This window comes from Rathayibacter sp. AY1A7 (assembly GCF_002930845.1).
In the GTDB taxonomy this organism is placed as follows: Bacteria; Actinomycetota; Actinomycetes; order Actinomycetales; family Microbacteriaceae; genus Rathayibacter.
Map to the genome: position 1 here is coordinate 1 of NZ_PSTL01000015.1, position 21,387 is coordinate 21,387.

Here is a 21,387-nt window from a genome sequence, read left to right on the forward strand (position 1 = left end):
CCCGGTCTGATCCAGGTCCGCACGAACGCCGGCCTGAAACCCCGACACCGAGCAGAGGAAGGCGATCACGACACCCGACGCGAGCAGGCTCACGCCCTTAAGCACTTCCACCATGACCACCCCCGGTCGTGAAGCTACCGCAGAGTGTTCCACCCCGCGACCGCCTCGCCCCGTAGGAGGATCGATCAGCGGGACGCTTTCAGCGGACCGCTCGAAGAGGCTTGGCGTCGTCGTCGCGTGCTGGTGATGCCGCCAGGGTTGACCGCAGGTCTTCTCGTGCTCGTTGATAGCGGGTGCGTGCGGTGGACGCGGGGAAGCCGAGGAGTTGTCCGGCTTCGGTGATGGAGAAGCCGTCCCAGTGGATGAGGCGGACGAGCTCGGCCTGTTCTGGCGCGAGCCTGGCGATCGCGTCGCGCACGTCGACTCCTTCGTCGGCGGGGCGTCCTTCGGTGGGAGCGGTCGCGAGGACGCCGCGGAGCCGGCCGGAGAGGTCGGTTCGTCTGTTCGAAGTGCGGGTGCTGTTCGAGAGGACGTTCCGGGCGATGCCGAAGAGCCACATCCTCGACTCCTCCGCGGTGCGGGGGAGGGCGCCGACACGGCGCCATGCGGTGAGCATGACGTCCCCGAGCGCGTCGGCGGCGTCCTCGAGAGGGAGGCGGCGTTGCAGGTACTTGAGCAGGTCGGGCGAGGCGACGCGCAGAGCCTCACTGAGTCGCTCCGCCTCATCGGACTTCTGGCGGGTCACCAGGTCGCTCCGGGGCAGTGGGCCTCGCCGGCGATGCTGAGGTTCGCGGCGTCGACGGCGACGTCCTGCGCAGCAAGTTCGGCGTCGAGAGCGTTGCTGATGATGCGCCCGACGGCGGTCGAGTACTCCCGGTCGGCGTTGTAGAACTCGGTGCCGTAGCCGGCCGGCGTGCGGGATCCGTCAGCGTTGATGAAGGATCGGTCCTCGGTACGCAGCTGCGCGATGGTCGCCTCGAGCGCGCCGTCGCTGAGGAGGGCGTCGACGTCGGTCGTCTGGTAGAAGTTCTCGACCACGGCGACGGCCGCCGGATCGGTCCCTTGAACGTCTCCCATGCGCTCCTCACACTGGACGCCGCTGGGCAGCGAATAGGTGATCGAGGCGTCCGGCGTCTCCGCCCACGGCGACCACGCGCCCGTCGCCGCGGCGGCCGCGGTCGCCATGCCACCGAGCAGTACCAGCGACGCCACTCCGGCGACCGCAGGACGCGCCCAGCGGTGACGGTTGACGCGGGCCTCTGCCGCCGCGAGCTGCTGAAGCTCGGCCAGCTCGACAGCGACGTCGTTCGTCACTGTCGATGTGCGGGGGCTGGACTCATCCAGCAGGACGTCCAGGGGGTCTCGGTCAGGGGCGGCAGTCATGACGGGCTCCTTCGAAAGCGGGTTCATCCTGTACATGTCCACCCCACCCGCAAACGTCTGCCGCAGCATGAAACCGGCTCGCCGCCCTCGTCGCGGTGCCAGCGCCGACGCCGGACGTCAGGTCGCGAGGGAAGAAGCGAGTTCGGCAGGCGCTCCTGCGGAGCGGGGCTGCCACGACTCGAAGACGCCGTAGGCGATGATCCGCTCCGCGGTCGACAGCAGCGGATTGCAGCTCGTCATCGTGATCAGACGATCCGTCGGAACGACGTCGCTCGTCCAGGGGACCGGATCGATGACCTGCACTTCGGAGGGCTGCACGTATTCGAGGTTCCGGAACCGATAGGTGTACCAGCCGTCGGCGGTCTCGATGTAGATCGCGTCACCTAGTTGCAGCTCATCGATGAGGTGCATTCCTCCGCCGGCGGCGGAGCGGTGCGCCGCGATCGCGAAGTTCCCCATTTCGCCGGGCATCTGCGTTCCCGGGTAGTGGCCGATGCTGCCCACGTCGAGCACGTTCTCCGCGTCGACGCCCTCAGCGATCGTGCGCACCCACCCCTCGCCGTACCGGGGGATGTAGAGGTTGCCGAACGTGGTGTCCAGAGCTGCGACCGGCGCGATCACCGGGTCACCGGGGACGGCCGGCTCAGCGGTCGGCTCGGACGGCGCCTCCGCGGACGGCGCGTCATCGCCCCAGCTCTGGCGCAGCTCGGCCGCTTGATCTTCCTGCCGCCCTGCGATCACCGCATCGTTCCACCACAGCTGCCAGGCGAGGAACAGCAGAACGAGCACCCCTGCGGTCATCAGCAGCTCACCCAAGACGCCGAAGAAGGACAGGCGGCGACGAGCCGGACGACGTCGGCGCCGCGACACGTCCACGGATGACGAAGCAGTCATGCGCAGGAGTCTAGGTGTGCCGCTCTCACCCGCATCGCTGCTGGAGATCGTTCACCGAACGAGCGATCGCCCTAGTGAAGCTAGCTGCGCGGAGAGGCGTCGTTGTGCCAGTACGCGGCAATTGCCGAGGTTCGCCGCACTACCGCGTCCGCCGAGGCAGGCGCCGGCCACAGATACAGCGCGTACCGGTCAGGCGCCGGATGCGCTTCGTCGGCGACATCTTGTCGCCGGCCCTCTTCCATGCCGGAAGCGCACCACCGGGCCCGATAGGCGGACGCCGTGAGCTGGAACGACGCGGCGGAGTCCCCAGACCATCCGCTAAGCACCGCATCCGGTCCTTCGGGCTGGAAGCTCGCCTCGACGATCTCCTCCCACAAGCCGAGCTCAGGCGCTGTGTCCAACGTGCTGACTCGAACCTGTACGTACCCGGTGTGGATACCTGTCCGCATGAAGAGGGCGCCGGGCAAACTCGCTCCGCACAGCCCATTCTCTTGTCCGTCGAACGCATCACGAGGATCCTCAACCGACGCAGCGCCGGTTGTGAGTTGCAGCTGGGAGTAGTGCGTCCACACGGTTCCATCGAAGACGACTGGCATAACAGCCATCCTCCTCGACGTTCCCAGCGTCGCGTCCCATATGGGGATGGTTCAGCGGGCTGCTGAGCCGGCGGGTGCTGCTCTCTGCCGCGCTGTGCGTCGCGGCCGAGAGCAGGGCGACACCGACGGCTCCCCGCCGGTCTGGCGCGTGCGGCGTCAGCAAAATCCCCACTTCTCGACCGCACCGCCACAGTGGAGCCACCTGCGCACTGCCCGAGCGTCATCCGAGCTGGATGCTGCTGCGCAGTTCACCGCCACTCCGCGTCTCGAGCGTTCACCGGTCAGGTCCGGGCGATGCTCCTGGGGAGTGATGCCGTGTCAGCTGGTGGGGGAGACGTCCGGTGCGACGGTTTCCGGGAAGTCTGCCGGGGTGTGCGCCGTCTCGTGCGTGAGGGTGTCGACTGACCAGGTGCCCGCGTGTAGGCGCAGCGTCGCCTCCTGCGGGAACGAGTAGGCGTACTCCGGAGCCGCTTCGCCGGTCTCGTACGGGCTCCGCTGAAGGGTCGTGCTCTCGGTGAACGTCACCGTGGCCGAGTCGCCCGTGATCTGCACCGAGTCCAGCGACACGTCGGTCTCGAACGCCGTGAAGGACTCCCCGAGCTCGAGGTAGCGGTCTCGCTGAACGCGCAGCCGGGCGTCATCCTCCATGATCACCGCAAGCCGCCCCGGCGTCGAGGTCGATTCCGGGACGCCGAGGCCGGTGAGCTGCGGCGATCCTTCGACCAGGCTCTGAGCGTTCCGGTGCTCGAGGTCTGAGATCAGTGCCGTCGAGATAGCCTGGTTCTGCGACGACGAGGATGCGAGGCCGGCGATCACCGCTGCGCCGGCTCCCGCGACGCACACAGCGCTCAGGGCTAGGACAAGCACTCTGGCAGGGCGCACAGCTCTCTCCTCACGGGAAGCCGATGACCGGCTGCTGCGAGCCTATACACCACGGTGTGACTACCCGAGGAGGGACAGCGTCGTCGCCCCGATGAACGGGCTATGACGACGTCGGTTCGGAGGGCGTACGGTGACGGGCGTGGACGACTCCAGCGACCGAGCGAACCGGTGGGCGGTCGGCCTCGGTGTCGTCGTGCTCCTACCTGCCGCTTTGTGGACGATGGTGAGCAGCGTCCTAATGGGCTTCGCGACGGACTCGTGCGCAAGCGCGAGGCCCTGCGACCGCGGACTGGCTGATGCGGGCATGGCGGTCGGCTTCTTCGGCGCCCTCGGCGTCTCCGTGGCTGTGATCGCGGCGTTCCTCTTCAAAGTCGGGCCGCGCGGGGTCAGCGCGTGGATCCCGTGGACGGGCGTCGGGCTCATCGTCCTCACTGGCATGGCTGCCCAGCTCCTGGTTCACGCTGCCACCTGAGCATTGTCGCGGCCTTGAATGTGCACGCTGCGGTCCCTGCCTGCCCTAGCGTTGCCTCATGGTCGCGTCTCGGCCTGAAATGCGCAGCGCCGTTCCGAAAGGGGAGTGTCTGTCGCGGGTCATCAAGAAGCCCACCGGCTCTTAGGCTGACCCGATGAGTTCCCCGGCACCGACCCGCCCGTTCGTGGGCGCTGCTCGCGTCGCCGTCGGTGCAGCGGCGATCGCGGTGATCCTCCACACCTACGCCTTGAGCATCGCGGCCGGCGATCCGAATCCGTTCGACTACTTCGGCTACTTCACGAACCAGACCAGCCTCCTCGCGAGCGCGGTGCTCATCGTCGCCGGATCGGTCGCGCTCGCCCGCCGTCCGACGCCGGTGTGGCTGAGCTACGTCCGCGGCGCGGCGACGGCCTACTCGATCGTCGTCGCCGTGATCTACAACACCCTCGTTCCCGGTACCGGAACGGCTCCGCCCTGGGTCAGCGCCGTCCTGCACGTGGTGCTCCCCGCGCTCGTCCTCCTCGACTGGATCGTCCTCGCCGACCGCGGACCGCTCTCCTGGCGCCGGCTGTGGGTGGTCCTGCCCTACCCGATCGTCTGGGTCGTCGTCGTGCTCGTCCGCGGAGCGACCGACGGGTGGGTGCCGTACGGTTTCCTGCTCCCCGAGAACGGAATGCCGTCGCTCGTCCTGCACGTCGCCGGGCTGACCTGCGCGGTGCTCCTCGCCGGCGCACTCGTCTGGGCACTGAGCCGACGCCGCACCTTCCACCTCATCTAGTTGATGTCCCAGCGGAGTAACTTCTTGACTCAGCTCAGTTCACAGATCAGACACTCACCCGCAGGTAGGGGCGCTGACCGGCCGCGGCGATTGAGGCGAGTGTCGAAGCGAGATCCTCGACGAGGCGGTGCACCTGCTCGGGTGACCATCCCTCGAGCTCGGACGACGCATCCTCCCACTGCCGCGCTGCGGCGGCACGACCCGTCTCACCTGCGGCGTCTAGCGCGCCACCCAGGCCGGTGCTGACTGCGATGACGAAGCTCTCGTAGTCATCGGTCGCCGCAACCGGCTGGTACTGCGCCGCGGGAACCTCGAGCGCTGGTGTCGAGGTCAGGATGCCTTCGAGCTCCCAGAGTCCGGTCGGATCTATGTCGCAGACGAGACCGTCCGATCCCGACAGCGCCGCGCCCGCCTCTTCATCGGAACCAGCACCAAACACACTCGCAAGAATTCCCATAGCAGTCAGCGTCTCACATAGCACCCAGCGTCTCACGTAGCACCCAGCGGTGCGCATGTGGCGGGGGACACGCGGTCGTGCGGTGCTACCTCACCTACGCCGAGGAACCAGGTCCGCAGGCTTCGCACGGCGGCTAGCGGAAGCGGTGACCCACCGTTCGTAGCACTGGAACAGCTGAATCGCGCCGACGGCTGAGACGACAAATCCGATCAGAATTCCCATGAGCAGGACTGGGCTGAGCTGGCCCCCTGTCTGATTCAAATCTGCACGAACGCCGGCCTGAAACTGCAACAGCGAGCAGATCACGGCGATCACAACACCCGACGCGAGCAGGCTCGAGCCCTTGAGCACTTCCACCATGACCACCCTCGGTCGTGAAACTACCGCAGAGTCTCCCACCCGACACCGCCTCGACCCTTATGGAGATCGTTCAATGGGCCGCTGCCGGCGGGTGTTGATCTCAGTCGCGCTGTGCGTCGCGGCCGAGAGCAGGGCGACACCGCCCCCCGCCGGGCTGTCGCGTGCGGCGTCAGCTCAGCGATGCCAGGATCTGGCTGGCGAGTGGCAAGCGCGCTAGGTCTCAGGCGGGTATTCTCCGCGCGTGGACCTGAATGACCGATCGAGCGCGGAGTTGGAAGAGATGATCACGGCAGTGTGCCGTCGAGTGCGTCGACGAGCGCGGGCCAGTTTTGACTTCGGTCTGGCGGCCGGTCTCGCGGGAGGCCTGCTGCTGGGCAATCTTTTCTTCGGGGGCCCCTCCACGCAGGCTCTTACCCCGATTTCCGTCGGCTTGCTCGTCATTACGGCGCCGCTCGCGGTAATCGCTACCTACATGAACACGGTGAGGCGTGCCCCGGACTTACAAAGCATCCATGACCTGCAGGAGATTCTCTTGCGCCGAGAATCTGCTTCCTGAGCGCGCCAGGTCCACATCGAATCGTTAGGCTTCTCACCTGCTGTCTGGCGACCCTCCTCTCGGCCGCGGTTGTTAACCAGTAATAGGGTCGGCTGGTGGTCGTGCCGTGCCGTCATACTGAGCACGTGTCCATCAGTTCGCGGGTGTTGCGTTACGCATCCGCCTATGCGCTACTGCTCGTCGTCGTCGCGATCGTGTCGCTGAACACGTGGCCCGACTTGTGGGACGAACCACTCGTTCTCGTCGTCCTCGTTCCACTCATGATCATGGCAACGGCTTACCCGAGCTTGCGTCACCAGCTTCCTCCTGAGAGGAGCGTGCGCGAAGGGCAACAGGAGGGCCGTTCCATCCGCGCCGCTGCGTCCAAGGGCGCTCACTCCGCTGACCTAGAGCCGGACGAAGCGCCGGGGCTTTTCGACTCGCCCGCTCGCCAAGCACTCATGGCAGCAACAGTCACCGCCGCCGTGGTGATCGTGCTGGCTCTCATCAGCGTCGTGCAACCGGCGCTAGATCGAGGGTGACGTCACTGTCGCTCCTGGAGCCAGGAACGTCCCGTTACGGGATCGTTGACCGGCAGAGGGGGCGCTGCGCTATGTCGTCGCTCGTTCTTCCTTCGACTCGGTGATGAGCTCCTGCTTGCGTTCGGCTCTGAGCGCGACGACGGTTCCCGCGAGAGCGAGTGCGGCGGCTGCGGTGAAGAGGGCGGTGGCGTCCCACCTGTAGTGACGGATGGTGATGCCTGGTGAGGTCTCGCTGGCTGCGTAGGTGCAGGACAGGCCGAGCGGGTAGAGGATCTTCTCGCCCGACACGCGGCTGGAGTAGAGGTCGATCCCGTCGGGGTACTCGCTGTGCTGGCACTGCACGGCGGCCGGGTCCCAGCCGGTCTGGATCCAGCCGATCGTGTGGGTGAGGAGGGCGACTGGGGTGCCGATCACCATCGCGAGGATGCCGAGGGTCTTCGCGGTCCGCAGTTCCATCCCGTCAGAGTAGGGCGGACGCTACCCACCACGCGCGTCCCGAAAGGGGATGGGTGGCCGGTCACCCACTGAGCAGCCCGGTGGCTGTGGCGTATTCGGCGCAGTACCGTCAGCGAATGTTCTTCCACTCGAGTAAGCGCGATTCGCCGCAGTTGCGTCCTGAGCTCGAGCGGTTTCGCGAGGCTGTCGCTGAGGCGTCATTCGAGGGTGAGCTAGCGGGCTACTTCTCGGTGCAGGTCGGTGCTCACCTCGCGGCCAGCGGCCCGTGGTGGAGGCGGGAGCTGAGTGATCCGCGATGGGGGATCGCGTGGACGTTTTTCTATGAGCCTGCTTTCGATGAATCCCATCCGCGCGTGGGCCCGCCGTACGAGGACGGTTTCGAGCTGGGTGATGAGTCGGTCTTCGATGAACTACTCGGAGGTTCGGTCGACGTCCGGGGTCGGGTGTACTCGCTGCGTTGGATCGACCGCGCGAGCGAGCCGGAGCTGTGGGCGGACAACTACGGGTACATGCCAGCGAAGCCCGGAGTTGGAATCCCTGTACGCGTGTCGAGAGTGCGTCGTCGAGACCGTTGAGCCGGATCTCTCGTCGGCAGGCGGCGTCCCGTATGGGGGTCGTCCACCGCGTCACTTCGGCGAGCGGGATGCGTCGCGCGCGGGCGCGGGCGGCAGTGTCCCGTTGGACCCGCCCGATGAAATGCCCGGTGACGGGGCGGCTATCGGGACACTGGAGTGGTGGATCAGAAGGCGATGCTGCGCACCCGGGCCGAGGCGCTGGATGACCTCGAGCAGCAGATGCGTTCCGAGGCCGACTTCGCGGGGGAGCGGATCGTGCGGACGGAGAACGGCTTTCGGCTGCAGGAGACGGAGACCTTCACGGTCGAGGTGTGGAAGATGCTGTTCAACTGGCGCCTCGTGGTGATGCCGCCGCACCAGCAGGTCGAGACGACTCACGGGTACTGCTACTTCGGTACCGGCCTTGAGAGCTTGGCTCGCGCGGTCGCCGCCGGCCTGCAGTGGGCAGACCCGATGAACACAGCTCCGGAGGGGTTCGACAAGCAGGCGTTCTGACGTCGCTCTAGATTTCGGTCGTGGCGAGTTCGTCGGGTTGGGGGAGTGCCAGCGCTCGGTAGAGGGTGGTGCGGTCGACGCCGAGCTTGCGTGCCACTGCTGCTTTCGGGATGCCGGCGGTGATGTCCGCTCGAGCTGCAGCGATTTGGTCGGCGTCGAGCCGGCGTTGCCGGCCCGTGTACTTCCCCGCGGCTTTCGCGATGCGGATGCCTTCGGCTTGCCGCTCTCGGATGAGGGAGCGCTCGAACTCGGCGAACGCGCCGAGCAGGTGCAGCATGAGCTGTCCAAGTGCGTCGTCGCCGCCGGGTCCGTAGGTCTGTTGTTCCTTGATGAACTCGACGGAGGCGCCCTTCGCGACGATCTCGTCGACGACGTCGCGGAGATCTCGCAGCGAGCGCGCGAGGCGATCCATCGACGCGACTCGGACGAGGTCGCCATCTCGGACGTAGCGGATGCAGTCCGCGAGGGCGGGGCGGTCGGTACGGGTGGCGCCGGAGACCTTTTCTTCGAAGATCCGGTCGACGGCGCCGATCGCCTCGATTTGCCGATCGAGGTTCTGGTCGGTCGTGCTGACTCGGACGTAGCCGACGGTCTGCGTTCGTTGCGTCACTCCTAGACCTTGACACAGATGTGTAGCGAAAGGGGGAGAAGCGACCCTACTGCTACGCGCGTCGCTTGGTCTCGCTGGTGTTGCTTTGGGGTGTACCCCAGTCATACGCGAGTGCCCGCATATTGATGTGTCCCGATGTGGAGGGGGGTCGGGCGAGAGCATGTCCGAGTAATCTGCAGCGGCTGGTGCACGGGCGGTGATGCGGTGGTGGTGGCGGTCGGTATGGGTTTCGCGGAGGAGCTCACCGTGCGGGGTCTGCTCCTAGTCGATAAGCGCGGCTACCTGGCGGAGGGGTGGGTGCGGTTGATCGTGTCCGCCGGGTTCGGGGCCATGCAAGGCATCGTTGCAATGGTCATCGCTCCGATGATGGTGGGTATCGCAACGAGGATCGCGGGCGTGCCTTCGACTACGGCTCCCGTGATCAGCAACGCAATCGATACGACGCATACGAAAACGATGGCGAAGCTCAATTGGCGACGGCTACGCAGAGTCGGCCGATGGCGATGAGTCTTCGGAGTTGTCACTAATCTCACCCCGCTTTGTTCGTCTTACCTCGATGACGTTCCACTCGGTGGTCGCGTTGTGTCCTCGCTCCTTGGCATGAACCTCACGTACCTTGATCCAAAATATGTCGTTCTTATGGATGGCCTGGCCAGGTCTGTCCAGAGTCGCCAGGAAAGCCGTGTCTTCAATAGTAGCCTGACGATTGCCCTCGTCGGTGGTCTCTATGCGCCACTTCTTGTTGTTGTCGAAGTCCAGACTTCGAATCCGTGCTTCCGTCTCGAAGAATCGCTCGTTTTCGAACGGCGAATCGACCTCAATAGACGCTTCGAGGTAGTCTTCACGACGAGCCACCGCCTCGGCCGGCTTCTTGAGGATCTCTTCAGTGCTGGCGTCGACAGTTGCGTCCCTTAGTTCAAGCTTGGACGCCTCGCCGTCCAGCGGGGTTAGCAACTTCTGGAGCGCCTTTCGCGTTGGGCGCTTCATCTGCTGCAACTTATCCCATGTCTCTTTTCGGACTTCGCTTACCGAGTCGTCTGGCCACTTCACCTTGACGTCTCCGTCCGCGAGCCTCTCGAAGTCGACGGGCTGCTCTCCTCGTAGGCGTCGGATACCAACTGACACTGCGTCAACGACGGCTTTGCCGGCCGCTGTGCCGACCTGCTTGGCTCCAGCAACCCCTGCGACACCGGCGAGTGCAACTCCGGTGCCAGTGATGGGATTTGCCTGTAGCCACACCAGAGCTTCGATTACGAACGAACCCTCGCTGGGCGGGCGAACGCGAAGTATGGGGGTGGGACCGGATCCGAACTCTCCAGAGGAGTTTAATTCCCTCGTCAGTTCGACGAGACCCTCGAGCGACTGAGCCAGCGCGAGCGCCCCGATCTCGTTGCTGTCGTCGCTCTCTCCAACGAAGCGCAGCTGAACCACGCCGTTCGCGATCTCCTCGCGATCTCGACCAATCGTCACCATGGTGCCCCCTCATGCATGAAGATCCAATCTATCCCGCTGGGCCGACATCGGTCCCTCAGACACTGCGCACGCGAATCCTCACGGGTCGTTCCTCGGAACTCGTCCCGCACCCGCTGCACCGCGGGTGATCGGGGAGGACGTTGGCGCCGTGATTCCGGTTTCGACCGCACGCCCGGCATCAGTAGATCAGGCGTGGCAGGTTGACTTTTCTGACCCGACTTTCACTAGTTCGTTCAGGCCCCGCCGAGCGGCTGCGCGCGGAGAGTCCCGGACCGGCCTACCTCAACCCGTTGGCGCCGGGCGCTACATGCGGTGAAGCTGGGAACCCGTCTCTCCAACTGACCGCCAGAACACGAGACGCACCAGCCCAACACATCATGCGACGTCGCACACACTCGCACCCCTGAACACATGTTGAGGTCATGACGTGCTGGTGGTACTCAGTGGCTATTTGGACCCGTTTGGCCAGTTCTCGGAGATTTGTCGCTTTCTCCGAGTCGCTTAACAAGCCCCGGGTTTGGAACGCAGTTTCCTGACGAGGTTCTGATCTGTCCTTCGGGGCAGGGCTTGTCATTTTTTGGCATTATTACTCCATGATCTCGACTTGTACGGGTTCGGGCTGAATCGGAACTACTGAGGTGGCAACACCAATTGTAACAGCTACTCCGAAGCCGATCGCTAGAGCGATAAATCCGACGACGGTAAGCATGGAACGGAATCTGACAACTGCGGCAGCCTGTTCATTCGCTTCCAGCTCTCGTAGGAGTACTACCTCCAGAAGGTCGACGGGTAGCGGATAAAGAACCTGCAAATCGTAAATTTCTCGTGTGGGAACCGCGGTGCCGACCGTGGGTATCAATGCCCAAATTCCGGCACCCACCGCAATAAAATACCCGAGTAAAGGAATCCAAGAGAAGCCGGACTCAATTGTTACTGCGGTACCGACGAGGCCAGCGGCGCCGATCAACACTCCGGCACGTGTTTGGGTGGCCGCTGACCGCGTGGCCGTCAAGTCGCGTTCGCGGCGCGTGGCGTCCAGCAGCACCGACAACTTCGTTTCGAGCGCGGCAGCTCGGTGGCTACTACGACTCATCAATGCGCCCCGGCAGTGACCACGAGGTGCTCTCTGCACTGCGAGTGCAAGCTTTATACCCGTTCGGCGGTGAGGCAGGCCCATGACCGGTGCGACGCGAGCGGGACTGGCGTCTCCGAGGCCGGCGCTGCCACGAGACGGACCCATCTTGAATGTTCACGCGGCCAGCGTAGATCGCTTGCGGCAGTTGCGGCGGTCTCCGTGTGGCCTATGGGCGGTTGTTGAGCATGGTGGGGATTCTGGTGCGTGCGCCGATCCAGGTGCGTAGGTCGGGATCAATGGAGCCGGTGATGTCGAGGATGTCGTTGTACCTGGCGGTCAGATCGAGCGCCCAGATGCGGTGATGGTGACCGATTCGGTTTCGCAGAGCGCGCAGTCGCGCCGTGGGGTCGTGGATGGTGGCTTGGCTGCGGTTCGGAGCGTATGGAAAGGCGGCTGCGAGGTCGGGCCAGAGCGCGCGACGTGCTCTGGACACCATCTGGTGCCAGAACCCGAAGGAGATCTCGGAGATGATCTGGCCGGGGTCGAGGGGCATGCCGTTGCGGCGGACGCGGTCGATGGCGGTCTGGACATCGGTGTAGGGCTGGTTGTGTCGACCGGGGCCGCGGGCGTCTCGGCCGAGTTCTCGTGCGTCGTCGAAGATCCAGTGACCGGGGCGCATTTTCGTGGCGTGGATGACGGTCATGCGGGCGTTGATGGCGTTGCGCAGAGCTACCTCGAGGTAGCTCAGCGACTCCCAGAACGCGGCGGAGGTGGCAGTGTTCCACTCGTAGAGCGCGACGGCTCGGGTGTGGTCGCCGCTGCTGTCGGTTAGGTAGTGCCGAAGGCGGGCAGCGGCGAAGTGCTGTTCGTAGAACGGCCAGTCGCTCGCGTTGACTGAGGTCACATCGCCACCTAAACTCGTATCGAACACCCCGGAGCCGTCCCTGTAGCTCTCCTCGGAGAGCCGATCACACGACCGGGGTTCTGCTTTTAACGCGATCACGCCATCTCAGGCCCGGTCGTTCCGCACCAGGTGTCAGCGTTACGCGGTTCAGCGACGCGACATCTCCTGGGGTCACGGCGGCCGCATCGCATCATCCCGGAAACCCTTGCTCCTTCACGAGGGACGTGCAGAGCAGCAAGGTGATCTGCGGCATCCGCGGTCCAGTACGGTCAGGGCATGTTCGTGACGACCGGCTTCCTCAGCAAGGACGTCAAGACTCCCGGTTCATCCATTGGCGCGTTCCTGCGCGAACGATTCCCTCAGACCAGGGCGTTACAGGTCGAGCACAAGGCGCGGGCTGGCAAGCTGCTCGTACCCAGCGCTGATACCGCGAGCAGCAGCACCGTCGGCGCAGGCATCGATCTGGTGTATCGGCTCCTCCTGGACCCCGACGACATTCCGTCTGCGCTGACCCGCTTGTTCCCCTTCAACGACGCCTACCAGGCCGCGATCGCCACCCTGTGCCATTGCGTGAGCTTCGAGAAAGACCGCGAGTACCAAGCTCGAGCGGCGTGGGCGCTGGGCCTCACCGTCAACAGCTACCGGGCGGGACCGCTCCAAGCCCCGCGCATCTTCGAGATGGTCAAGCGCGGGATGTACACGTTCCCGTACCTCATGGCGGAGGCGCCGGAACCCGCCGTTCGCGAGTTGACGAAACTGCGCAGCTGGGGCGAGAAGCGGCTCCTCCCGAAGCTGCACCGTCCCCTGCAACTCGGACCCACTTTCGATCTCTCCACGCCCGGTGACGAGCAACGCATCGCCGCGGAAGCGGACCTCATCGCCGACGGTCTCCTCCTGGACATCAAGACCACACTCGGCCAGAAGGCCAGCGACGGCATGTACTACGACGCGCTCAAAGCCGATCAGCTCTACCAACTCATCGGCTACGCACTGATGGACCATTCCAACGCCTACGCCATCCGCGACGTCGGCATCTACTCAGCGCGGTACGGGACGTTAACGACGTGGCCGCTTCAGCAGCTCCTCGACAGCACAGCGGGCCGACTTCTCGTCGTTCAAGACGTGCGCGAGGAGCTGTGGGCTCTGATGCACCAAGAGCACCAGTTCCTCTAGGACGCACCCGCGTCCGACGTGTCCGGACGCCCTAGTGGGCGGCGTCGAACGCGGCCTGCACGTCGGTGGGGACGCGTCCTGAATGGGGGATGTCGTGGCCGTGGCGGGTGGCCCAGTGGCGGATCGCGGCAAGGGTTTCGGGGCTCTTGCGGCCGGCGCTTGCGGGCACGGCGGTGACCCGGTGGCGCGGTCGAGTGACGCTCGCTGCGTTGGCCGGACGTGCCGCGGCTATGTAGGGGGCGAGGGCTCGGTGTAGGTGCGCGACATTCGCGGGCCGAAGGTCGATCTCGTAGTGGTCGTCGTCGAGGGAGAAGGTGATGGTGCCACCGCGACCGGCCTTGATAGGGGTGCCGTCGAGGTCGTCGATGAGGGCGATGCGCTGCGCCATGGGGGTTCTCCTGAGAAGGGTCGTGCCTATTCGGGCCAGCTGGCCAAAGGCGGCCGCGGCGAGAAGGTGCCGCGGACGGCGTTGTCGTCTGCGGTGGTGAATTGGGTGTAGCCGGCGCTGTGCGCGAGTGCGATCATCACGAGCTCCGCGTGCTCGTACTCCAAGGACGCGAGGAGGGTGCGCAGCTGGAGCGGAGTGTCGTCGGCGAGAGCGGCGGCGATGTGGAGGATTGCGAGATGGGAGGGTGTGAGGTTCCATTCACGTTGCTCCGCGGTGAGTGCCCGGGTGGTCTCGGTGAGGGTGTCGAAGTCGACGGCCCAGGTGTCCCAGGCGCGGTCATGAATGACCCACGGGTAAGTTTCGTTCGCAAGGCCGGTGCGTAGGAGGAGCTCGACGGCGGCGGAGCGTGCGTTGTCTCCGAACGCCCAGTGCCGTAGTTCGTGTGGTCGATCGGAGGGCACGGTTCCTTTGCTCCCAGTAGAAGATCGAAGTGGAGTGGCACTGCTGGAACCGGTACGTCCGCAGTGTCAGCGCTCGGCCTGGTGGTGATGTCTGTAGTGCTCTCGGGGTCCTGCTGTCCACCTGTGTGCAGGCCAGCCCGAAGGTGAGAGCTGGGCTGTGCACAGGTGGTCAGGGGGCGTCTTCGCTTTAGTCCACCCGCGAACGACCTCGGACGTTACTCGCCGTACGTCTCGTCCGTGGTCGAGACGTGGTCTGCGGCCGGGGTGGTCTGCTTCGGAGTGCGCTTACTGCGGGTGCGCTTGATCTGGTCACCGGGTGCGCGTGCACCGGTCGCGCGCAGATCCTTGTCGCTCCATCCGGAGGCGAGAGCTGCGTCCCACGCCTTGCTGTGAGCGTCTCGCGCATCCCGTGCAGCTTGGTCAGCGGCGTCGACGTCGTTCGTCGCCGCGACGAGGGAGCGCACAGCCGCGACCCGCTCCTCTACCGATTTCTCGAGGAGCGCCCGCGCTGAGGCGGCTGCGGAATCGGGATCAATCGTTCTCTCTGTCATGCCCCCAGATTAATCGACTCCGGTGCGCACCGCGATCACAGATCGGGCTGCGCGGAAGCGACCACATCCACCCTTGGTGCTGTGGTGCGCTTGGTATTGCTTTTTGGAGCAAGCTGTCCGTTTACCGCTGGTAAATGGCTTGCCGGGCTGGCGCTGCGCTTGGCCCGGGTGCACACTGGTCGTGTGGTCCCCGCTGGTTGGCGGGTTCGCTGCGCTGGCTTGGAAGGGCGGTGGTTCAGGTGTCGGATGGGAATCCTCGACGGCTGTTCGCTCGGAAGCGCCGCGAGAACGCGACGGAGGGCGCACGTGAGAAGTACTACCGCGTGTACGTCACCGCCGAGGAGGACGCGGCGTTGCAAGCTCGTGCCGTCGTAGCCGGCGACATCACCGTGCCGCGACTGCTGTTCGAGTCCGCGATGAACGCCCAGGTGCGCACCGACGCGGAGTGGAAGAGCGTTGTAGCTGAGCTGATGCAGGTGCGCGCCGATTTGGGCGGCATGGCGAGGAACCTCAACCAGCTCGCCCGGTTCGCGAACGCGGAGGGTCAGTTCCCGGCGCAGGTCGAGGAGTTCCGTGCGCAGTTCGCGGAGTTGGTGCCGCAGATCAGTGCAGCGTGCCGGTCGGTGGCGGGCAAGTGATCCCGAACGTCACGTACGGTTCGCAGATGGGCGGGCTGATGAGCTATCTCGCCGGCCCGGGCCGTTCGAACGAGCACACGGAGCAGCACTTGATCGCGGGGGATTCCGCGATCATGGCGCTGTACGGGTACGAGGTGCTGGACCGTGCTGCCGCGTTGGCGATCGCGCGCGATCTTGACGAGCCGGCCGAGCTCTACGGCACGAAGGTCATGCGGTCCGTGAAGCAGTTCGACCGCGAGACGGGCGAGCCGATCATGGACCTTGCGACGGGCAAGCAGGCCGTCGTGAAGCAGGACGCGCACGTGTGGCACTGCTCGCTCTCTCTCAGTGCCGAAGAGGGCACGTTGACGGATGAGAAGTGGGGAGCGATCGCCACCGATTTCGTGCAGCGCATGGGTTTCGCCGGCGACGACATCGGGAAGGCGAACGCGCGATGGGTCGCCGTGCGTCATGGTGCGTCGAAGAACGGGAACGACCACATCCACATCGCCGTTTCCCTCGTCCGTGAGGACGGTACGAAGGCACACATCCCCTACGACAAGCGCCTGAGCCAGAAGGTCAGCCGCGAACTGGAACGCGATCACGGACTGACGCAGCTCCACCCCGAGGGGCGCGAGCTGGGAGAGCGCGGGGTCGTCCCCGGAGCGCGCGAGGCGGCACGCTCGCGCAGCGCCGTCGAGCCCGACGTGCGCCGCTTGGAGCGCAGCGTCCGAGCTGCTGCCTCGTCCAGCGTGGACGAAGGCGAGTTCGTGCGCCGGATGCGTCAAGAGGGACTGCTGGTGCGCCCGCGGTTCGCGGTCGGACGCAACGACGTCGTGCAGGGTTACAGCGTGGCACTGCGACCCGAGAAGGACGAGCCGGTGCGCTGGCACGGAGGCGGCACTCTCGCCCGCGACCTCACCCTCCCGCGGCTGCGCGAGGGGTGGCCGGACGATCCCGCGAAGGCGTCGGAGGCTGCCGATGAGTGGCGTGCGACGTCGAAGAACCCGTGGCGGTACGAGCCCGTCAACCCGGGCCGTGAGATCACCGAGCCCTCGCCGGAGCTGTTCGAGTCGTACGCGGCGGACATGAGCCGGCTGCACGACTACATCAACTCCGTGGACCCCACCGATCGGGCGACATGGGCACACGTCGCCCGCGAAACCGCCGGCGCCTACGCGGCATGGTCGCGTCGGATGGAACCGACGCCCGGACCGCTCGCGGATGCCGCGCGATCGCTCGCCCGGTCGGCGCACCTGCGCGCGAACGAGTCCCGACCCAGGCCCGCAGGGATGCCCTCCAGCGCATCGTCTACCGCGCTGATCCTCGCGATGGCCGGAACGAAGAACACCGCCGCCGCTGAGCTGCTGCTCTTTCGTCAGCTCGCCGTCACGAGCCGAGCGATCATGCGCGCTCACAAGGCCGCCGGAGACGCACGACGCTCGGCCGAGCTCGCGTCGACGCTCACCCGCCAGCTGTCGCAGGTTCGCGACGGCTACCAGGGAGCCATCGTGACGCAGCGCGCGGCGGAGAACGAGCAAAAGTGGCAGGCGCTTCCGGAGGAGCTGAAAGACATTCGCCGGCTCTCCGAGGCCAATTTCGGAACGGGTAGCCCCGTTCCGAACACGCTCACTCCGCGGGAGAAGGAGAGCGAGGAAGCGACCCTCGCCCGGCGTGCTCGAGAGCTGCGCGAGAGGCCCGGTCAGGACCGCGGCGACCGCGGCCGCTAGAGGATTCACGAAGGCAAGGGGGAGGACGTCATGAGTGACGACGAGGTCGGCCAGGAAGTCGGTCAGAACGTGAGGGTCGCGTTGACGATCGCGATGCAGATGGGCGAGAAGTTCGCCCGACTGCGCGAGGAGATGGCCCGCGACGCGCAGGCACGTTCCGCGGCGCAGGCGCGCGAGCTGTCGGCCCGATTCGACGCCGAGCGCGGCGCTGCACGAGCGAGCTTGCAGGTCGTGGATAGGCCCGACTGGTGGGAGAAGGCGAGCGTCCAGGACATCGCGAAAGTCGCCGAGACGGCGCAGGCGTGGAAGAGTCACGACCCGATCGCGGAGCGCGCCGCGGCCGTTGTGCAGCGCGAGGTGCTCGACCGGTACGGCGTCGACACCGCCGTACTCCGCGACGCGGCCGGTCAGGGGAAGTCGGAGTTGGACCTGGCGAAGGAATGGGCCAGCACCTCCGCGCCCGAGCACTACCACCGCCACGAAGACGATCGCCTCACCATGCAGGTCGGCGACCGCGCCGAGCCGGACGTGAACGCGGAGCGCGCCCTGCTCACCGACTACCGCGCCGCGCTGGCCGGCGATGCCGCTACCGTCGAGCTGTCCGCGGCCGAGGAATGGAAGCGCGACACCGACCCCGCCGGGTTCCAGGACTACCGGGTGCAGACGTCGATCGACTGGAACGATGCCGGCCAGGTCAGCACCCCCGACCCCGCCGCCGTCGCCACCGCGCGAGCGGCGCTGGTCGAGGAGTGGAAGGATACGGTGGCCCCGGAGCGCGCCCGTGCCGGCGCCGACGTGACCGAGGCGCAGCAGCTCATCGCGGAAGCCGATTGGCTCGACCGCGCCAACGACGCCCGCAGCGAAGCCGCCGCCCGAGAAAACCCCGGCGCGGCCGATGTCGACAACGGTCCGGCGAACATGGCAGCCGAGCTCGAAGCGCGCGCGAACGACTACGACCGCGATGCCGCCGCCGGCGGCACCGCTGACGCGACTCCCGACGAGCTGCGCGAGCTCGCCGTCGACGCACGCGCCCAAGCGCAGCTCTTCCACGACGATGTCCCTGTCGAACGCCAGGACGCCATTCAGAGCACCAATACATCGGCCGACTCCGCGCCCGCGGCGGCCGATCCTCGCGCGTCAGCGGCTCGGGAGGCCGGCGAAGTCGCATACGACAGCGCCGAGCGGCGTCAGTCGACCATTCAGGCGATGGAGGCCAAGGGAGTGCCCCCGCACGTCATCGAGGCGAGGATGAGCGCGGATACCGCGCACGCCACCCCGCCCAGCGCCGCCGTCACATCGAAGGCGCCGATGAGCACTGTGCCGCAGACGCGCCGAGGCCGCGGTCAGGGGCAGGGTGCCGACCGCGGAGACCTTAGCCGGTAGCCGACCCGCCACAATGAAGAAGGGGAGTACCAGTCGGTACTCCCCTTCTTCGTGCTCAGGCTTACACGCCGCCCGTTAGCTTTCAGACGCAGCGAGTGTTGTCGACGCCAGCGGCTGGCTGTGTCAGGGCCGGGCAGTCGCCGGCACACGGGCCTTCGACGAGCTAGCGGCTAGTTGCGCTTCTCGACAAGGATGTGCGGTCCGCCGGGAATGTCGTTCCAGAGCCACCCGCCCACGCCGCACGTCGCGCTCGCCGGCGTTCCGGCATTGCGCCAAGTGCCGTAACCGGTGTACCCGTAGCCGAGTGTCTGCCACGACTTGCACGGAATCCCGAGCCGGTACTGCCCGCTTCCTGAGGAACACGTCCCGTACGCGACACCGTTTGAGCCCCAGCCCGTGGTGCAGTTGCCGGGCGCGGCATTCGCCGCGATCGGTCCCGCAGCAGTGAGACCGGCAAGGAGCAAGGCGAAGATACCTGCTCGAGCGAAGACTGATCTGATCGACATTTGATCCTCCAGGGGGCATTCGTTGAGTGGTTGGGCAGTGTGTGGGGTTCTCGTTCGCCTGTTCGTGGCCGACCCACGCATCCGGTGGGTCAGACGCTAGTTCCGACATCGACGCCGTTGTTGACGCTGAGGTCGTCACCGGAAAAAGACGTTGTTCCTGGAAAGCGCCGGAATTCCGTTTCGGCGCAACAGGCGCGGCTTTGAGCGTCTTGCGCCCTCGTCAGGGCTTGAATGGCGACGCGCCTTGACCCGCGTGCGCCCCCTGCTCCGTGAACGAGGATCTGCCGGGCTACGCCGACGAACGACTCGACCGCCGTCTCCCATCAGGACCCGCCGGCCGTCCCGATAGCGGATCGCTACCCGGGCGGCTGGATTCAGGAGTGCGTCTCTGGTTGACGCTGCGCTCCGGGATCCGAGCCGTACCTTTGACAGATGATCGTGGCGGTGGAGGGCCGAGTACCGCGGGAGAGACCACATGCTGTCGGGTTTTAGGGGGGTGACTTCGGGCCGGAGTACCTTTCCACGGGGCAGGAGCCGGGAACGGTAATCGAGATCGCGTACAGCAAGCGGCTCAACAGGACCAGCACCTCAAGGGACCAACGGGCTGCGAGCACCTGGGTGTCGGATAGCCGGTGGGCGACCAGGCGATTCGGTGCGGGACGTCATCCGGCGCGCGCTGCTGGCGGAGCGACCGCTACTCGATCTGCGGCGGGGTGGAGTGTCGTGGGACGAGTGATTGGTCACGTGCAGAGGGGATCGCCCATGTCGATCGTGACTCCGTCGAGCGTGACACTTCCCTGCGCGCAGAGGCGCGTGTCCCCGTTCGTCCGAACGATCAGGTGGGTGTAGGCGCCCTGTACGTCCGCGACGTCGGCTTCTTGCCGCTGACTGTCTTGACCCTCGTTTCGAGGGGCGATCTCGACGTGAACGCTGTTGCCGCTGCTCTGGTTGTCGTACCGAGTGAGGCGGCCCCACGCGGCCTGGCAGCGTTCCGACCACATGACCTCGAGGAAATAGTCCTCATTTCGGGTCTCTCCTGCAGCTGTCTCCGCATCGTCAATGCAAGAAGTCGCTGCGGGGTCGACCCCGGTAGCAACTGGGATCAACGAACGGCCGTTTGTCGTCACACCCGTGTCCACGACCGTGCCAGCACCATCATTCAGCGTGGTGACGGCGACGGTGGCCGCGATGCCGGCGCCGAAGGCGAAGACCATGAGTAACGCGGCTGTTCCCATCGACAACGTTCGCCGAAGCGGGCGAGGCTCTTGTGGGTCGGGTGAATCGGCTGCCGATCGGGGCTGGGGTGGGAGAGCGGCCGCTCGAGCACGGCGTGCCAGCCACTCGGCCGGTTCGGCGCCTAGTGTGCGGACGAGTGAGGCCAATGTGCGCTCAGAGGGGAGCTGCTTGCCCTTTAATGCCTCGGAGAGGACGGATTTGGAGATGCCCGAGCTCCCCTGAAGTTCCACCAGCGTGGGGTTGCCTGCCTCTAGCCGAAGCCGACGAAGATCGGCGGCCATACCCTCGACACTTGTGTCCTGTTCTGACGAACGTTCTTCGTTCATTCTTGGACCCCTTCAGACCCCAATCACCCGCGTGGCGCATCCAAAGTACCGTCCGGCAAGTTGGCGTCACCGCGAGACACTGCGTCTGGAGCGCCGCATCTCGCGTCGCGTTGCTGACCACTGTCCGTCTCGGTATTTCAACTATCAACATGCTCGCTAGCTCGAGGCGGCGAGACGGTAGGTGCTCCTCGAGGGGCAGCGCGGAGGAGCGGCGAACCCGCAGGCGCAACATCAGTGCCGATACTCGTAGCTCCCGGCTTCCGGCGGTCGAGGTAGCACTCGTTGACCAGCGCCGCGGTCGCGGTCGCGAGCCCGTCGTGCCGCCGCGCGGCGGAGGCGCGAAGTTCCGGCCACGCAAGAATCACGGGGCGAGCAAGGTCGATCGTCCTGGTGCCATGCAGAGAGCCACTCGGACGGTCCCGCGATGAAGCCGTTGCACGAACCTCAACTCAAATGGCGCGCCCATCGTCTCAAGCGGGACGCCGGCGTAGGCAGCCCGCCGTTCATCATTCGATCTGCCTCCGGCGTC

At 65.9% G+C, this 21,387-nt stretch carries 26 protein-coding genes and 1 pseudogene; 10 read left to right on the forward strand and 17 right to left on the reverse strand.

All coding sequences use genetic code 11. The annotated features are described in order from the left end of the window. Positions 1 to 199: 199 nt before the first annotated feature. The 5 genes from C5B95_RS11865 to C5B95_RS11885 form a co-directional block, all read right to left on the reverse strand. Complete coding sequence (locus tag C5B95_RS11865; RefSeq protein ID WP_104336190.1) at positions 200 to 745, reverse strand: RNA polymerase sigma factor; 546 nt, start codon at positions 743 to 745, stop codon at positions 200 to 202. Beyond that, a complete protein-coding gene (locus C5B95_RS11870; protein ID WP_146076578.1) occupies positions 742 to 1,383 on the reverse strand; it encodes a hypothetical protein in 642 nt (213 codons plus the stop codon). The genes C5B95_RS11865 and C5B95_RS11870 overlap by 4 nt, the downstream gene beginning before the upstream one ends. A gap of 117 nt (positions 1,384 to 1,500) precedes the next feature. Beyond that, the gene (locus C5B95_RS11875; RefSeq protein WP_104277483.1) at positions 1,501 to 2,277 is read right to left on the reverse strand and encodes a class E sortase; all 777 of its coding nucleotides are present in this window, start codon (positions 2,275 to 2,277) and stop codon (positions 1,501 to 1,503) included. 80 nt (positions 2,278 to 2,357) lie between these two features. Continuing rightward, a complete protein-coding gene (locus tag C5B95_RS11880; protein ID WP_104234405.1) occupies positions 2,358 to 2,873 on the reverse strand; it encodes a hypothetical protein in 516 nt (171 codons plus the stop codon). Between the two features lie 318 nt (positions 2,874 to 3,191). Then, a complete protein-coding gene (locus C5B95_RS11885; RefSeq protein ID WP_146076579.1) occupies positions 3,192 to 3,689 on the reverse strand; it encodes a hypothetical protein in 498 nt (165 codons plus the stop codon). Between the two features lie 205 nt (positions 3,690 to 3,894). Here C5B95_RS11885 and C5B95_RS11890 point away from each other — a divergent pair, with 205 nt between their 5' ends. Together C5B95_RS11890 and C5B95_RS11895 are read left to right on the forward strand one after the other, a co-directional pair. Next, the gene (locus C5B95_RS11890) at positions 3,895 to 4,227 is read left to right on the forward strand and encodes a hypothetical protein (protein ID WP_146076580.1); all 333 of its coding nucleotides are present in this window, start codon (positions 3,895 to 3,897) and stop codon (positions 4,225 to 4,227) included. Positions 4,228 to 4,381: 154 nt separating this feature from the next. After that, the gene (locus C5B95_RS11895; RefSeq protein WP_104250060.1) at positions 4,382 to 5,005 is read left to right on the forward strand and encodes a Pr6Pr family membrane protein; all 624 of its coding nucleotides are present in this window, start codon (positions 4,382 to 4,384) and stop codon (positions 5,003 to 5,005) included. Between the two features lie 46 nt (positions 5,006 to 5,051). Here the strand turns inward: C5B95_RS11895 and C5B95_RS11900 are convergent, their stop codons facing one another. Together C5B95_RS11900 and C5B95_RS11905 are read right to left on the reverse strand one after the other, a co-directional pair. After that, a complete protein-coding gene (locus C5B95_RS11900) occupies positions 5,052 to 5,462 on the reverse strand; it encodes a hypothetical protein (RefSeq protein WP_104248174.1) in 411 nt (136 codons plus the stop codon). 90 nt (positions 5,463 to 5,552) lie between these two features. After that, a complete protein-coding gene (locus C5B95_RS11905) occupies positions 5,553 to 5,822 on the reverse strand; it encodes a hypothetical protein (RefSeq protein ID WP_104250058.1) in 270 nt (89 codons plus the stop codon). A gap of 241 nt (positions 5,823 to 6,063) precedes the next feature. On the opposite strand from C5B95_RS11905, the gene C5B95_RS11910 reads away from it, so the two are divergent. Together C5B95_RS11910 and C5B95_RS11915 are read left to right on the forward strand one after the other, a co-directional pair. Beyond that, on the forward strand, positions 6,064 to 6,378 hold the full coding sequence (locus C5B95_RS11910) for a hypothetical protein (RefSeq protein ID WP_146076581.1): 315 nt from the start codon (positions 6,064 to 6,066) through the stop codon (positions 6,376 to 6,378). Positions 6,379 to 6,503: 125 nt separating this feature from the next. After that, a complete protein-coding gene (locus tag C5B95_RS11915; protein ID WP_104349253.1) occupies positions 6,504 to 6,899 on the forward strand; it encodes a hypothetical protein in 396 nt (131 codons plus the stop codon). Positions 6,900 to 6,968: 69 nt separating this feature from the next. Here C5B95_RS11915 and C5B95_RS11920 read toward each other — a convergent pair whose 3' ends face one another. After that, positions 6,969 to 7,355, reverse strand: a complete 387-nt coding sequence (locus C5B95_RS11920) for a hypothetical protein (protein WP_104250056.1) — start codon at positions 7,353 to 7,355, stop codon at positions 6,969 to 6,971. 116 nt (positions 7,356 to 7,471) lie between these two features. Between C5B95_RS11920 and C5B95_RS11925 the strand changes: the two genes are divergently transcribed. Both C5B95_RS11925 and C5B95_RS11930 read left to right on the forward strand, forming a co-directional pair. Then, the gene (locus C5B95_RS11925) at positions 7,472 to 7,930 is read left to right on the forward strand and encodes a hypothetical protein (protein ID WP_146076582.1); all 459 of its coding nucleotides are present in this window, start codon (positions 7,472 to 7,474) and stop codon (positions 7,928 to 7,930) included. 159 nt (positions 7,931 to 8,089) lie between these two features. Beyond that, positions 8,090 to 8,425 (forward strand): hypothetical protein, encoded by a 336-nt coding sequence (locus tag C5B95_RS11930; protein ID WP_146076583.1) that lies wholly within the window; start codon positions 8,090 to 8,092, stop codon positions 8,423 to 8,425. A 7-nt stretch (positions 8,426 to 8,432) separates the two neighbouring features. Here the strand turns inward: C5B95_RS11930 and C5B95_RS11935 are convergent, their stop codons facing one another. The 4 genes from C5B95_RS11935 to C5B95_RS11945 form a co-directional block, all read right to left on the reverse strand. After that, positions 8,433 to 9,035, reverse strand: a complete 603-nt coding sequence (locus C5B95_RS11935; protein ID WP_104336010.1) for a recombinase family protein — start codon at positions 9,033 to 9,035, stop codon at positions 8,433 to 8,435. A gap of 480 nt (positions 9,036 to 9,515) precedes the next feature. Next, a complete protein-coding gene (locus C5B95_RS17205; RefSeq protein ID WP_146076585.1) occupies positions 9,516 to 10,508 on the reverse strand; it encodes a hypothetical protein in 993 nt (330 codons plus the stop codon). Between the two features lie 586 nt (positions 10,509 to 11,094). Next, the gene (locus tag C5B95_RS17210) at positions 11,095 to 11,553 is read right to left on the reverse strand and encodes a hypothetical protein (protein ID WP_146076586.1); all 459 of its coding nucleotides are present in this window, start codon (positions 11,551 to 11,553) and stop codon (positions 11,095 to 11,097) included. 256 nt (positions 11,554 to 11,809) lie between these two features. Then, the gene (locus tag C5B95_RS11945) at positions 11,810 to 12,487 is read right to left on the reverse strand and encodes an Abi family protein (protein WP_181068066.1); all 678 of its coding nucleotides are present in this window, start codon (positions 12,485 to 12,487) and stop codon (positions 11,810 to 11,812) included. A gap of 276 nt (positions 12,488 to 12,763) precedes the next feature. On the opposite strand from C5B95_RS11945, the gene C5B95_RS11950 reads away from it, so the two are divergent. Then, a complete protein-coding gene (locus tag C5B95_RS11950; RefSeq protein WP_104349257.1) occupies positions 12,764 to 13,660 on the forward strand; it encodes a hypothetical protein in 897 nt (298 codons plus the stop codon). A 31-nt stretch (positions 13,661 to 13,691) separates the two neighbouring features. Here C5B95_RS11950 and C5B95_RS17525 read toward each other — a convergent pair whose 3' ends face one another. From C5B95_RS17525 to C5B95_RS11960, 3 genes are all read right to left on the reverse strand, one after another. After that, positions 13,692 to 14,048, reverse strand: coding sequence for an Lsr2 family protein (locus tag C5B95_RS17525; protein ID WP_181068067.1), 357 nt, complete (start codon positions 14,046 to 14,048; stop codon positions 13,692 to 13,694). Positions 14,049 to 14,074: 26 nt separating this feature from the next. Then, positions 14,075 to 14,509 (reverse strand): hypothetical protein, encoded by a 435-nt coding sequence (locus tag C5B95_RS17530; RefSeq protein ID WP_181068068.1) that lies wholly within the window; start codon positions 14,507 to 14,509, stop codon positions 14,075 to 14,077. Between the two features lie 215 nt (positions 14,510 to 14,724). Beyond that, the gene (locus C5B95_RS11960) at positions 14,725 to 15,060 is read right to left on the reverse strand and encodes a hypothetical protein (protein ID WP_219813847.1); all 336 of its coding nucleotides are present in this window, start codon (positions 15,058 to 15,060) and stop codon (positions 14,725 to 14,727) included. 134 nt (positions 15,061 to 15,194) lie between these two features. On the opposite strand from C5B95_RS11960, the gene mobC reads away from it, so the two are divergent. From mobC to C5B95_RS11975, 3 genes are read left to right on the forward strand one after another with little or no spacing between them, the layout of a single operon-like run. Beyond that, a complete protein-coding gene (gene mobC, locus C5B95_RS18095; RefSeq protein WP_104349260.1) occupies positions 15,195 to 15,698 on the forward strand; it encodes a plasmid mobilization relaxosome protein MobC in 504 nt (167 codons plus the stop codon). After that, on the forward strand, positions 15,695 to 17,407 hold the full coding sequence (locus tag C5B95_RS11970) for a relaxase/mobilization nuclease domain-containing protein (protein WP_146076588.1): 1,713 nt from the start codon (positions 15,695 to 15,697) through the stop codon (positions 17,405 to 17,407). Before mobC ends, C5B95_RS11970 begins: the two co-directional genes overlap by 4 nt. Positions 17,408 to 17,437: 30 nt before the next feature. Continuing rightward, positions 17,438 to 18,790 (forward strand): hypothetical protein, encoded by a 1,353-nt coding sequence (locus C5B95_RS11975; RefSeq protein ID WP_104349262.1) that lies wholly within the window; start codon positions 17,438 to 17,440, stop codon positions 18,788 to 18,790. A gap of 1,246 nt (positions 18,791 to 20,036) precedes the next feature. On the opposite strand, the gene C5B95_RS17540 is transcribed toward C5B95_RS11975, so the two are convergent. Both C5B95_RS17540 and C5B95_RS18100 read right to left on the reverse strand, forming a co-directional pair. Continuing rightward, complete coding sequence (locus C5B95_RS17540) at positions 20,037 to 20,510, reverse strand: DUF2690 domain-containing protein (RefSeq protein ID WP_181068070.1); 474 nt, start codon at positions 20,508 to 20,510, stop codon at positions 20,037 to 20,039. A 135-nt stretch (positions 20,511 to 20,645) separates the two neighbouring features. Continuing rightward, a pseudogene (locus C5B95_RS18100) lies at positions 20,646 to 20,858 on the reverse strand (helix-turn-helix domain-containing protein); the annotation flags it as partial. Positions 20,859 to 21,387 lie beyond the last annotated feature (529 nt).